Genomic DNA, 12,191 nt, shown 5'->3' on the forward strand with positions numbered 1-12,191 from the left:
GGGCCGTCAGAGACGATGACGTTGATAGGCAGCAGGTGTAAAGTCAGAGATGACATAGCTGAGCTGTACTAATTGCCCGAAAACTTACGTGCTATCAGCCCGTTCAATTTTCTGCGAGACATATCAAGCCCGAAATTAATCGGGAGAGACAAGAAGCAATAAGCGAGAGATTAGAGCATAGTCCCGTGTAAGTTGAAGTCAAAGAACAAAAGAAATAAAGAGATTGAGGATAGAGCTGTCTAACAGTTTAAACGCTATCTTCTAAAAGTCTCAAAGATTAGGCGGCCTAGCGCAGGGGTCCCACCTCTTCCCATCCCGAACAGAGAAGTTAAGCCCTGCTGCGCCGATGGTACTGGGGTTACACCCGGGAGAGTAGGTCGCCGCCACATTATTAAAAAGCCTTTCAGGAAACTGAGAGGCTTTTGGCGTTTATGGGGGAAAACGAGAGATTAGAAATTAGAGACAAGAGAGTACTTTTAGTTTTTGAAGAATGCAAAACATTCTATCCTTCCTAAATTATCAACCGTCCAACTGAGACAGTCTGTATCTATGATAGAATCAATCGGGAATCTAAACGCTATCCTTACTTTCGTAAGGGCAGTGTTTACAACCGTTTTTACAGCAATACCCTCGTCTAATATGATATTGCGCAGTGAAAACCATCAATCCATTTTCATTTAAATAATAGTCTCCAGCAATCAGTTTTGGCGGTGTACTTTGCTTCTTTTTTGAATTCATGCGTTAAGCTGTCTGGCTTTTATTATATTTGTTCAATACTGAAATAGTTCTATAGATGACTTTTAGTGAATCAAAAATACAATTATTATGATGGAAACAATCAATTCGAGTAAACAAGCAATTGAATTAGAAGAAAAGTACGGGGCTCATAATTATCACCCCTTACCTGTCGTGTTGAGTAGAGGTGAAGGAGTGTTTCTTTGGGATGTTGAAGGTGAGAAGTATTATGATTTTTTGTCAGCATATTCTGCTGTTAACCAAGGCCATTGTCATCCTCGCATTAAAGAAGCATTGATCGAACAGGCTGGTACTTTAACATTAACATCTAGGGCTTTTTACAATAACATATTAGGCCCTTTTGAAAGATACATCACATCGTATTTTGGTTTTGATATGGTTTTGCCCATGAACACAGGGGCAGAAGGTGTAGAGACAGCGTTGAAAATAGCAAGGAAATGGGGATATGAAAAAAAAGGTATTGTAGAAAATGAGGCAGTTATCATTGTTGCAGAAAATAATTTTCATGGCAGGACAACTACAGTAATTTCATTTTCCAATGATGAAAATGCTCGAAAAAACTTTGGCCCATATACGCCAGGTTTTGCCAAAATCCCATATGATGATATTCCGGCTTTGGAAAATGCCCTAAAGGATCAGCATGTAGTTGCATTCTTGGTGGAACCGATTCAAGGTGAAGCAGGTGTGTATACTCCAGCTGAAGATTATATCCGAAAAGTTTCGGAAGCTTGCAAGAAAGCTAATGTGCTTTTTATCGCTGATGAAATCCAAACAGGGATTGCTAGGACTGGTTCATTATTAGCAGTATGTGGAAATTGTAGTTGTGAAGGACATTGTGAGCAGCAGCCTTCTTATACAAAGCCAGATATGTTGATTTTAGGAAAAGCTATTTCTGGTGGATTTTATCCTGTTTCTGCTGTACTAGCTGACGAGGATGTTATGAGTGTAATTCGTCCAGGCCAACATGGTTCTACGTTTGGAGGAAATCCGCTAGGGGTGAAAGTTGCAATGACAGCCCTTGAGGTAGTTAGAGATGAAAGACTCGCACTTAACGCTAGAAAACTTGGAGTCATTTTTAGACAAAGAATGCAGGTATTAGTTGATCAATATTCAATTCTAAAGCTTGTTCGAGGCAAAGGTTTGTTGAATGCAGTAGTAGTGAATGATACAGAGGAAAGTTCTACTGCCTGGGATATGTGTGTGGCCCTTAAGGATAATGGCTTACTAGCGAAACCTACACATGGCAACATAATCAGGTTTGCACCTCCTCTAGTAATGACGGAAGAGCAGTTGCATGAATGTTGTGATATAATTGAAAAAGTAGTGAAGGATTTCTCAAAATAGGTAATCAATAATTGAACCTAAAAGTTAAGTAGTGTTCATTAAATCATTCCCTCATGTTTATGCTAAAATCCAAAGGTAATACTTTGGATTTTTTATCTTTGTACCTTAACTGAACCAAACCTATTAATTCATGCAAAAAGCTATAATTTTCGATATGGATGGAGTAATCTGTCATACAAATCCATTTCATTCATTGGCATTCAAATCTTTTTTTGAAAAACGGGATATGTTTCCTACGGAAGAGGAATTTGCCCAGCATATGTATGGCAAAAGTAATTCTTATATCATGAGTCATTTTTTTGAGAGAAAAATTGAAGGCGAAGAGTTACTTCAGCTAGAAGATGAAAAAGAAAGTTTATTTAGAGAAATCTATAAAAATGAAATTGATCCTATTGCAGGCTATTTAGAGTTTTTAATTGAATTGAAAGCCAATGGAATTGTCACAGGAGTGGCTACTTCGGCTCCATTGGCTAATTTGGAACTTATAGGTAATAAATTAAATCTGTTTGACAAAATGGAGTCAGTTTTGGCAAGTGAGCATGTAACTAAGCATAAGCCAGACCCTGAAGTGTATTTGAAATCAGCGAGAAACTTGAAAGTACACCCCAGTCAATGTGTGGTTTTTGAAGACTCATACTCGGGGGTAACTGCTGCTATCAATGCAGGGATGAAAGTAGTAGGCGTATTGTCATCACACTCAAAAAAAGAGCTCCCTATTTGCGATTTGTATATTGAGAATTACATAGGGCTCAATATTGATTCAGTTCTGAGTTTGATTTCAGGAAAGTAAAGATTAAGAAGAGTATTTATTTATAATGGAAAATTATAACCTCGAGTATGCTATATATACTTGAGGTTTTTTTGTTTTGAGTATAAATGCATAGGAAATTCACTTAATAATTTTTTGACTTTTTATTAACATTGGTTGATGCTTAACATTAGCATAATATTGATTTTGCGGCTATTTGGCTATTTCGTGCTGTTTTTCAATTATTTGATCTTGTTTAATCAATGTTTGATGATATATCTCAATTTTTGGCGTAACAAATTTTTAATTTCTTGTTCATTATAAAGAAATATTAGAGTCTCACTTTTGCGTTGCTGTACAATTATTCTATTTATCAATTTTTCATTTAATGAACAAATTCGTAATCATGATCATCATCTTGATGGTCTATACAATGGATGGATTTTCCAACATTGATCCCGTTGACTCTATCGCTTCAGAAGAGATGAAGACTATCATTAGAAAGCCTTGGTATGAAACTATTCAGCTTAGAGGTTACGCACAAATGCGTTATAATGGATTCTTTGAAACAAACCCAGACTTACAATGTGCGCAATGCGATAGGTCTTGGGGTGGTGATGCAGATGGCTTTTTCTTTCGTAGGATAAGGTTGATTTTTTCTGGACAAATACATGAGCGAGTTTTTATGTATATCCAGCCAGATTTGGCTTCTGGAGGAAATAACACAGCCCAAATTAGAGATGCATATTTTGATTTGGGTCTTGATGCAAAACAAGAGTTTAGACTAAGAATAGGTCAATCAAAAGTGCCATTCGGGTTTGAAAACTTACAATCAAGCCAAAATAGACTTCCTTTGGATAGGCATGATGGGATGAATTCAGCCGTACTAAATGAGCGGGATTTAGGTGTGTTTTTTTATTATGCTCCTTCAGAGATAAGAAAACGTTTCAATTATCTAGTAAACTCCGGGCTTAAAGGATCAGGTGATTATGGTATGTTTGGTTTAGGCCTTTATAATGGTCAGACGGCTAATTTGCCAGAACAGAATAGAAATTTCCACGTGGTAAGTAGAGCCACATATCCTTTTGAGCTAGCCTCTGGTCAGATAATTGAAGCATCATTTCAGGCTTATACAGGTAAGTTTGTAATCAATAGAGAGATGAAGACAGATACAGATCAGACTGAGTTCGAGGAGTTTCGGTATGGGCCTACGTTTGTGATGTATCCACAGCCATTTGGCTTTCAAGCTGAGTTTAATTGGGGAAGAGGGCCTGAGTATGATCCGGAGTTGGATGATGTAGTAGATGCGCCATTGAGAGGTGGGTATATATTAGCTAACTATTTCTATGAAGCCGGAAAACACTTATTTATCCCATTTACAAGGTATCATTATTATCAGGGAGGTAAAAAATTCGAATTTGATGCAACAAGACACCGGGTGAGAGAATTAGAGATTGGTGTAGAGTGGCAGCCTCATAGAAACTTTGAGTTGGTAGCAATGTACACGATTTCAGATAGGACATTTGAAAACTCCCTAAATCCTGATAATCGACAAAAGGGAAGCTTGCTAAGGCTTCAAGCTCAAGTTAATTTTTAATTTCCATTTAAAGAATATATCTTTAGTCTAAACTAAGCAAATATTCACATGAAAGCACTTGTTAGCGTCCTATTATCTTTGGTTATTTTCTTGTCTACTTCAGAAGTGGATCATATAAGTTTCAAGGATGATTTCAATAAGGTACTATCTAATACAGCTGAGATCCCCGCATTAGCTCCTGGAGAAGTTGCTGTAATCAATTTATGGGCAACTTGGTGTGGGCCTTGTATTAAGGAGATTCCTGAGATGAATGAAATTGTAGAAGAATATGAAGGTAAGAATGTGAGATTTTTAGCGTTTTCTGAGGAAAACAGGAGTGTTTACGATACATTTCTTTCCAAAAGACCAGACTTTAAATTTAGTTATGAGATGAGCTTTGGAAACAAAGAAGCTGCAGCAATGATCAAAGCTCTAGATCAAAGTGAATATAAAGGTAGGGCGATACCCATACATGTTTTGATTGACAAGGATGGTCAAGTAGTTGATACCTTCATAGGTGCATCTCCAATGAATATTCAAAAAATTAAGGACTTCTTAAGTGAACATGCTTCTGCTGAATAGTGTTAACTTTGCATTGAGTTAAGAATACAAATTATGCAAAGAAGACCAAGAAGAAACCGAAAGTCACAAACTATTCGCAATATGGTGGAAGAGACTCGACTTTCTGTTAAAGACTTTATATTTCCTATGTTCCTTATTGATGGGGTTAATCAAAAGATTCCAGTGGCCTCAATGCCCGGAATATATAGATATTCTTTGGATTTGATGTTGCGTGAGATTGAGGACTGCGTGAATTTAGGAATCATGGCATTTGATGTTTTTCCTGCTTACCCTGAAAGCAAAAAAGATAAATTTGCTACAGAGAGTCATCATCCAGAAACTTTTTATCTTAAAGCTATTTATACTATAAAGCAAAAGTTTCCTGAAGTTGTTCTCATGACTGATGTGGCGATGGATCCTTATAGTTCTGATGGGCATGATGGGTTGGTAGAGGATGGAAAGATTTTGAATGACGAAACGCTCGAAATTTTAGGTAAAATGTCTTTAGCGCAAGCCCAAGCTGGTGCTGATATTTTAGGCCCCTCAGACATGATGGATGGTAGAGTCGGCTATATCAGGGAAGTTCTAGATAGTCAGGGGTATACTGACGTTTCTATCATGTCATATACGGCGAAGTATGCCTCTGCTTTTTATGGGCCTTTTAGAGACGCCTTGGATTCTGCTCCTAAACATGGAGATAAAAAAACCTATCAAATGGATCCAGCCAATTATTATGAAGCAATGATAGAGGCTGATTTGGATACTGAGGAAGGAGCAGATTTTTTGATGGTTAAGCCAGCTTTGGCCTACTTGGATGTGATAAGGTTACTCAAGGATAACTCAAACTTACCGATAGCTGCTTACAATGTCAGTGGTGAATACGCCATGATTAAAGCTTCTGCAGAGAAAGGATGGTTAGATGGAGAACGTGCGATGCTAGAGTCATTGCTGAGTATAAAAAGAGCGGGAGCCAATATCATCTTGAGTTACTTTGCTAAAGAATTTGCAATGCTAGATAAGTAGGAGGGTGAAAGCCCTCTTTTTTTTTGTCATTTCTAAAAAAGCAAATCACTAAATGTATAATGTATTGACTAATTTTGATTTAATACAATTTTACGATATATTGATTTTTTAATAGCTTAGTCGAAAAAGAAGGTTCTTCCTTTTCTCAAATCCTATAAAATGAAAATTGATAATACTTTAGTATTGCTTCTGTTTTTTCTTATGTCATGTTCAGAAACGAGCACTAGTTCATATCGTTTGCTAAGTAGTAATGAAGTCCTAGCTTTCCATATTGATGAACATACCCCAAATGCAAGTCTTGGTTTTTTGGCATTTGAGGACTTGTTGTTTAATGTAGTGTGGGAGAAAAATGAGCTTCAGATCTATGATATTATCCAAAGTAAATTTGTCAAGCGACTGAATTTTGATGTTGAGGGTGATCAAGGAGTTGGTCAAATATTTGGTTTTCATGTTCATAATCTTGATAGCATTTTCTTGTTTGGTCAAGTTGCGCCATTTGTTTATTTGACTGATACTAGTGGAGTACTAAAGCATCGTCTTCGCTATGAGATCCCCGACGGATATACTTCAGCGTTTGTTCATCCTCATTATTTTGTATCTCCACCAGTTGTCAAGGGTGAGGAAATGATCGTGAAAACGCATGTTAATGGTAGTTATCGAGAATTCACCAATGATCTCTTGAGCTCAAGCCATCTAGTCTATGCATTGAATTTAAAAAATGGAAAAGTTAGATTGATGAATCATTTGTATCCTGATGATTACTTGAAAGGTGGGTTGAAGCATTTTGAACCAAGTATGGCCATGGGAAAGGATAAGGTGGTTTATTCATTATTTGGAGATCATCGGTTGTTTTATGCAGCTTCATTTGAAGAAGAGCTAAGTTCAGTCGAAGCTGCAAGTGAGTATTTAGATAGTAATTTAAAGCTTCTTCCAACTGGAGGAGAAAGACTCGAAACCATGCAATACATGAATACCAGTTCCAGATATGATAACCTGATTTATGATTCATATAGGAACTTGTATTATAGGTTTGCTTACCCATCATTAGACTTGACTGATATAAATGATATTCAAAGGTTGAGAATTGCGCCAGGGCCATTTGTTATCATGGTACTTGACGAAGAGTTGAATGTGTTGGGGGAAACCTATTTTGAAGCGGGCAGGTATTTACCTAACAATTTCTTTGTCCATAAGGATGGGTTGTATATATCTACCAATCATCCTGATAATCCAGAAAATGAAGAAGATGAATTCAAGTTTGAGTTGCTGGAAATCAGAAATGAATTACCCAACTAGAAAGGTTTTGGGTAACAATCAGTTTAAACATATGGTGCTATGAAAATATATAGTATTCTAAGCATTCAATTGATCTTTACTTTGTTTTCCTTAAACATGGATAGCAGTGATAACTTTAAAAACCTGCTGAATCAAAGTGTGAAAGACAATAAATATATTCTTCAAGTGAAGCCGCAAGAAGCAGTCGTTATAAATCTTTGGGCGACATGGTGCGGACCTTGTATAAGAGAAGTAAAAGATTTGAATGAGCTTGTAGAAGCTTATGAAGGTAAAAATGTGAGGTTTTTAGCCTTTTCAAAGGAGTCAGTTGATGATTACAAGGCTTTCAGGAAGGGCAGACCGAATTTTAAATTTAAATATGAGCTGAGTTTTGGTGATGTTAATACAGTTAAACTGTTGCAACAGTTGGATAAAAATGATGGAGTGAGAGTCATTCCTGTACATATTCTGATAGATAAAGAAGGTCAGGTAGTAGAGGTTTTGAGAGGTGCGTCTTGGACAAATCTCCAAAAAATCAAAAGCTTTCTGAATACCCAGACTGGGTAAAGTTTAAAGTAAGGCTGTTTGAATAAGATTGATTAGGACGTTTGACTTCAAATCTCTCACATTTTTAAAACTTTACGGAATATTTTTACGCATGCCTTTTGGTTATTCGTGAAAAACTCCGATATTTGCAGACTCAATTAGAAAAACGCATTAAATATTACGATCATATATCATGGCAAAAGTTTGTGACATCACTGGTAAAAGACCTCAAGTAGGTAATAATGTATCGCATGCGAACAACAAGACCAAGCGTAGATTCTACCCTAACTTGCACAAAAAGTCTTTTTATGTGCCTGAGGAAGATGCTTGGATCACCTTGAAAGTTTGTTCGAAAGCTTTGAGAACCATCAATAAGAATGGTATCAGCGCAGTTTTGAAAAAGGCTCAAAACGAAGGTTACATTATCATTAAATAATTATTGACTCTCTATAAATAGTTCAAGAAGATGGCTAAGAAAGGTAACAGAGTACAAGTGATTTTGGAATGCACGGAGCATAAAACTTCGGGTATGCCAGGTACTTCAAGATATATCACTACCAAAAACCGTAAGAATACTACAGAGAGATTGGAATTGAAGAAGTTCAACCCTATCTTGAAGAAAGTAACGGTTCATAAAGAAATTAAATAATCAAAGGACTGATTGCTGAAAGGCAATATTAAACCCTCAAAGATATGGCTAAGAAAGTAGTAGCAACGCTAAAAAAAGAAGGTGGTGTAACTTACGCTAAAGTTATCAAGGCTGTAAAGTCTGAGAAAACTGGTGCTTACACCTTCAGAGAAGAAATGGTCCCTACCACTGCGGTACAGGATACATTGAAAAAATAATTGCCATTTGCATCGTAATGCAAATATAAAGTCCCTCTGAGTACGACTCTAGAGGGACTTTTTCATTATATTCGGGCTCAAATTGTAAATACTATGGGAATTTTCGGGTTTTTTTCAAAAGAAAAAAAAGAAAGCCTTGATCAAGGTCTTCAAAAATCCAGCGACAACATTTTTTCTAAGCTTAGCAAAGCTGTCGTAGGGAAGTCTAAAGTTGATGAAGAGGTTTTAGATGAACTTGAGGAGATTTTGATAACCTCTGATGTAGGTGTGGATACGACAATAAAGATTATTCGTAGGATCGAAGATCGAGTAGCCAAGGATAAGTACGTCAGTGCAGATGAATTGGACACTATTTTGAGAGATGAAGTGATGGCTTTGCTCGAAGAAAACAAAAGTGCTGATCAGGGTGATTTTGATCTTCCAAAGGATAAGAAGCCATATGTTATTATGGTCGTTGGAGTAAATGGAGTTGGTAAAACCACCACCATTGGAAAACTAGCATATCAATTCAAACAGGCTGGAAAATCAGTAGTCCTAGGCGCAGCAGATACTTTTCGAGCAGCAGCAGTAGATCAGCTGATCCTATGGGGTGAGCGTGTAGATGTGCCAGTTATCAGTCATGGTATGAACACAGATCCTGCTTCTGTAGCATTTGATACCGTTAAGAAGGCTGTAGAAATGAATGCTGATGTCGTGATAGTAGACACGGCAGGTAGGCTTCATACAAAGGTTAACTTGATGAACGAGTTGACAAAAATCAAAAGGGTAATGCAAAAGTTTATCGATGATGCACCCCATGAGATTCTTTTGGTGCTAGATGGATCAACTGGTCAAAATGCTTTTATCCAAGCAAAGGAGTTTACCAAAGCTACTGACATATCAGCATTAGCCATTACTAAACTTGATGGCACAGCCAAGGGAGGCGTGGTCATAGGTATATCTGATCAATTTAAGATTCCTGTAAAGTATATTGGTGTTGGAGAAAAAATGATTGACCTCCAAGTCTTCAACAGGAAAGAGTTTGTCAATTCTTTGTTTAAAAAGAAATAGCAAATTTATTGGTTTTTAAAGGGTCTCTTTTCTTGCAAATTTTAATCGAAATTACAGTTACAATTTTCTTGGAAAGGCTCAATTGTTATCAATATTAAACATATGAATATCCGCAAAGTTACTATTGACTCTTTGCGGATATTCTTTTTTAATCAATTGCTGTTTTTTCTAATTTTTCAAGCCTTTGCATCAATGGAGGGTGTGAATAATTCACAAATACATACCATGGATGAGGATTGATGTTGCTAAGACTATTTACTGATAATGTTTTCAAAGCTTCCGCAAGGGGTTTACCGTCATAAGTTTCTTTTGCAAAAGCATCAGCTTCATACTCATTTTTGCGACTTATCATGTTCATGAAGATCTCAATGATCATAGATATGGGGGAGAAAAGCATGGTAAATCCTATTATGTTGAGGTGTATGGAAGAGCTTTCTCCACCTAAGGCCATACTAATAGAAGTGCTATCAATGAATTGTGCCAAAATATACAGTAGAATTCCAATTTGAAAAATGCTGGATACCATACTTTTTAGGATATGCTTTTTCTTGAAATGGCCAATCTCATGAGCTAGTACAGCTACAAGTTCATCAGGGGTGTGTTGCTCGATGAGGGTGTCATAAAGTACTACTTTTTTCCTTTTGCCTATTCCAGAGAAGAATGCATTTGCTTTAGAACTTCGTTTGCTGCCATCAATAACAAATAAGTTTTCAAGTGGGAAATCCACTTTTTTTGCATAAGCCATTATTTTTTCTCTTAATTCAGAATCTGGTAATGGTATCAGTTTATTAAATAGTGGAAGTACGAGTGAGGTGTAGAAAAGATTGATAATTACCATGAAAATCCCAGCGATTAACCAGAACTGCCACCAAAAATCCTTCCCCATTTGATGTATTAGCCATAGTAAAATAGCCAAAAGGCCGCCTCCTACAAGAATGGAGAGAATATATCCCTTTATTTTATCTATGAAAAATGTACCTACCTGTGTTTTATTAAAACCAAATCGCTCTTCGATATGAAAAGTCTGGTAATAATCAAATGGTATGGATAACATATCCGAGCCTATGAAAATGATCCCAAAGAATACTATTGATTGTAAAATAGGATGTAAAATAAAGTCGGACAACCAAATGTCAATTGCCCCAAAAATACCAAAATTGATTAAAATTATGGTGATGCTTGTACTTACTAAACTCGTTAAGAAGCCAAATTTGAAATAAGCTTTTTGGTAAAGATAACTTTCGAGTAGTTTTTTTTCATCTATATATTCTTCTAGACTTTTTGGTACTTTGCTTGTTTTCCTGTAAGTATTTAGAAAGCTTAATGTTTTTTCAAATAAAAAGCTGAATATGACAATACCTATCAAGAGGTATTTCACTTGAGTAGCATCCATTCGTTGTAAACGGCTATTGAATTAGAATTTTGGACAAGGTAAAATGGTATCTCTGCTTCTAGGCTTGCCTTGATTTCTGCTTGGTAATGTGTATGATACACTCACTTCATGTGCGCCTCCAGATTGAATTCCCAAATTGGATACTGTGTAGTCAAAACTATACCCCATATTAAGTCCAGATAGTAAGTTGACTCCCACCATAAGTACTATCGCATCTCGGTTGCTCTGTTGCTCCACAGGTTTATAAGGTAGGCCTCGATACCAAAGTCCAAAGATAATAGGTTCCATGAAAAGATAAGCACCGACATCCAATTGTTCAAAAGGACCTTGTCTCTTATAGTTAACTGTAGGTACAAAATACCTTTGCTTAGACATGTGGGTAAAATCATTCCTGTAACCGCCTGAGCCTAGAGAAATTTTGTAACCAGAATGTAAAGAAACCTTCATTGGTAGATTACTTATACCATTATCAATAAAAGACTGATTTGGTTGATTTACATGATGAACAGATGCTCCCAACCAGAATTTTTCTGTAAAGAATAGCCCTCCGAGGGAAAGTGAGAGTAGATTTACAGGCTCACCAAACCCAGGTATATCATCACCAGGTAGGGTTGGGCCAAATGGGTCTGATGGGTTAATTTGATTCGCAAAAATCAAGTTGTCATAAAATCCAATATCCCTTCTGATATAGCTAGCTTGAAATCCAGGTCTGAAATATGCCCCTTGACCAATCCTGAGTTCATAGGAGTAAAGCCCTGAGATTGTTGTAGATCTCAATTGGGCAGCACCTTCAACATCATTCATTACCAAAAAACCTATACCACTATTGTAATCGTCTAAATAGGTGTCGATATATGCGGAGAATGTGGTGAATTGTGCATTCATACCTGGCCATTGATTTCTATAATTTGCACCAATTCGGGTCGTTTGCTCTGCACCCGTGAATGCTGGGTTCAAATATAAAGGAGCTGCGTAATATTGACTATATTGCGGGTCTTGAGCATAAAGCTTTCCAGAGACCAAAAGTCCCATAATTGAAAAAAAAAGAATGCTTAGATAAGACCGTTTCAATT

The 12,191-nt window shown here is 36.7% G+C and carries 14 protein-coding genes and 2 rRNA genes; 13 read left to right on the plus strand and 3 right to left on the minus strand.

The genetic code is table 11. The features are described from left to right. A 23S ribosomal RNA gene (locus tag MM239_RS02200) occupies positions 1-93 on the plus strand; the annotation flags it as partial. Between the two features lie 184 nt (positions 94-277). Continuing rightward, positions 278-389, plus strand: a 5S ribosomal RNA gene (gene rrf, locus MM239_RS02205). 181 nt (positions 390-570) lie between these two features. Here rrf and MM239_RS02210 read toward each other — a convergent pair. Further along, positions 571-738: a DUF5522 domain-containing protein gene (locus MM239_RS02210; RefSeq protein WP_241346231.1), complete on the minus strand. Its 168-nt coding sequence runs from the start codon at positions 736-738 to the stop codon at positions 571-573. Between the two features lie 87 nt (positions 739-825). On the opposite strand from MM239_RS02210, the gene rocD reads away from it, so the two are divergent. The 11 genes from rocD (at position 826) to ftsY (ending at position 9,725) form a co-directional block, all read left to right on the plus strand. Continuing rightward, positions 826-2,100, plus strand: a complete 1,275-nt coding sequence (gene rocD / locus MM239_RS02215; protein ID WP_262918402.1) for an ornithine--oxo-acid transaminase — start codon at positions 826-828, stop codon at positions 2,098-2,100. A gap of 130 nt (positions 2,101-2,230) precedes the next feature. Beyond that, entirely contained in the window at positions 2,231-2,890 is a 660-nt protein-coding gene (locus MM239_RS02220; protein ID WP_241346234.1) for an HAD family hydrolase, read from the plus strand. Between the two features lie 346 nt (positions 2,891-3,236). Then, a complete protein-coding gene (locus MM239_RS02225; protein WP_241346236.1) occupies positions 3,237-4,445 on the plus strand; it encodes a porin in 1,209 nt (402 codons plus the stop codon). Positions 4,446-4,493: 48 nt separating this feature from the next. Further along, the gene (locus MM239_RS02230; protein ID WP_241346238.1) at positions 4,494-5,006 is read left to right on the plus strand and encodes a TlpA family protein disulfide reductase; all 513 of its coding nucleotides are present in this window, start codon (positions 4,494-4,496) and stop codon (positions 5,004-5,006) included. A 33-nt stretch (positions 5,007-5,039) separates the two neighbouring features. Further along, a complete protein-coding gene (gene hemB, locus MM239_RS02235; RefSeq protein ID WP_241346240.1) occupies positions 5,040-6,008 on the plus strand; it encodes a porphobilinogen synthase in 969 nt (322 codons plus the stop codon). A gap of 159 nt (positions 6,009-6,167) precedes the next feature. Next, positions 6,168-7,304 carry a DUF4221 family protein gene (locus tag MM239_RS02240; protein ID WP_241346242.1) on the plus strand — a complete coding sequence of 379 codons (1,137 nt, stop codon included), beginning with the start codon at positions 6,168-6,170 and terminating at the stop codon, positions 7,302-7,304. A 39-nt stretch (positions 7,305-7,343) separates the two neighbouring features. Next, entirely contained in the window at positions 7,344-7,850 is a 507-nt protein-coding gene (locus MM239_RS02245) for a TlpA family protein disulfide reductase (protein WP_241346244.1), read from the plus strand. Between the two features lie 172 nt (positions 7,851-8,022). Continuing rightward, the gene (rpmB, locus tag MM239_RS02250; RefSeq protein WP_241291275.1) at positions 8,023-8,265 is read left to right on the plus strand and encodes a 50S ribosomal protein L28; all 243 of its coding nucleotides are present in this window, start codon (positions 8,023-8,025) and stop codon (positions 8,263-8,265) included. Positions 8,266-8,295: 30 nt separating this feature from the next. Beyond that, positions 8,296-8,478 carry a 50S ribosomal protein L33 gene (rpmG, locus tag MM239_RS02255; protein ID WP_014020702.1) on the plus strand — a complete coding sequence of 61 codons (183 nt, stop codon included), beginning with the start codon at positions 8,296-8,298 and terminating at the stop codon, positions 8,476-8,478. 44 nt (positions 8,479-8,522) lie between these two features. Further along, positions 8,523-8,675, plus strand: coding sequence for a DUF4295 domain-containing protein (locus MM239_RS02260; RefSeq protein WP_241291277.1), 153 nt, complete (start codon positions 8,523-8,525; stop codon positions 8,673-8,675). Between the two features lie 93 nt (positions 8,676-8,768). Continuing rightward, a complete protein-coding gene (gene ftsY / locus MM239_RS02265) occupies positions 8,769-9,725 on the plus strand; it encodes a signal recognition particle-docking protein FtsY (RefSeq protein ID WP_241346246.1) in 957 nt (318 codons plus the stop codon). Positions 9,726-9,873: 148 nt separating this feature from the next. Here ftsY and MM239_RS02270 read toward each other — a convergent pair whose 3' ends face one another. Together MM239_RS02270 and MM239_RS02275 are read right to left on the minus strand one after the other, a co-directional pair. Continuing rightward, positions 9,874-11,118, minus strand: a complete 1,245-nt coding sequence (locus MM239_RS02270; protein WP_241346248.1) for a M48 family metallopeptidase — start codon at positions 11,116-11,118, stop codon at positions 9,874-9,876. 21 nt (positions 11,119-11,139) lie between these two features. Next, complete coding sequence (locus tag MM239_RS02275) at positions 11,140-12,189, minus strand: PorP/SprF family type IX secretion system membrane protein (protein ID WP_241346250.1); 1,050 nt, start codon at positions 12,187-12,189, stop codon at positions 11,140-11,142. Positions 12,190-12,191: the final 2 nt, after the last annotated feature.

Origin of the sequence: Belliella filtrata (assembly GCF_022549775.1) — a bacterium.
Classification (GTDB): Bacteria; Bacteroidota; Bacteroidia; order Cytophagales; family Cyclobacteriaceae; genus Belliella; species Belliella filtrata.

Coding starts and splice junctions, on each gene's coding strand:
- ftsY (WP_241346246.1), top strand. CDS start 8,769: ATGGGAATTTTCGGGTTTTTTTCAAAAGAAAAAAAAGAAAGCCTTGAT.
- MM239_RS02240 (WP_241346242.1), top strand. CDS start 6,168: ATGAAAATTGATAATACTTTAGTATTGCTTCTGTTTTTTCTTATGTCA.
- MM239_RS02260 (WP_241291277.1), top strand. CDS start 8,523: ATGGCTAAGAAAGTAGTAGCAACGCTAAAAAAAGAAGGTGGTGTAACT.
- rpmG (WP_014020702.1), top strand. CDS start 8,296: ATGGCTAAGAAAGGTAACAGAGTACAAGTGATTTTGGAATGCACGGAG.
- MM239_RS02245 (WP_241346244.1), top strand. CDS start 7,344: ATGAAAATATATAGTATTCTAAGCATTCAATTGATCTTTACTTTGTTT.
- MM239_RS02270 (WP_241346248.1), bottom strand. CDS start 11,118: ATGGATGCTACTCAAGTGAAATACCTCTTGATAGGTATTGTCATATTC.
- rpmB (WP_241291275.1), top strand. CDS start 8,023: ATGGCAAAAGTTTGTGACATCACTGGTAAAAGACCTCAAGTAGGTAAT.
- rocD (WP_262918402.1), top strand. CDS start 826: ATGATGGAAACAATCAATTCGAGTAAACAAGCAATTGAATTAGAAGAA.
- MM239_RS02220 (WP_241346234.1), top strand. CDS start 2,231: ATGCAAAAAGCTATAATTTTCGATATGGATGGAGTAATCTGTCATACA.
- MM239_RS02230 (WP_241346238.1), top strand. CDS start 4,494: ATGAAAGCACTTGTTAGCGTCCTATTATCTTTGGTTATTTTCTTGTCT.
- MM239_RS02225 (WP_241346236.1), top strand. CDS start 3,237: ATGAACAAATTCGTAATCATGATCATCATCTTGATGGTCTATACAATG.
- hemB (WP_241346240.1), top strand. CDS start 5,040: ATGCAAAGAAGACCAAGAAGAAACCGAAAGTCACAAACTATTCGCAAT.
- MM239_RS02210 (WP_241346231.1), bottom strand. CDS start 738: ATGAATTCAAAAAAGAAGCAAAGTACACCGCCAAAACTGATTGCTGGA.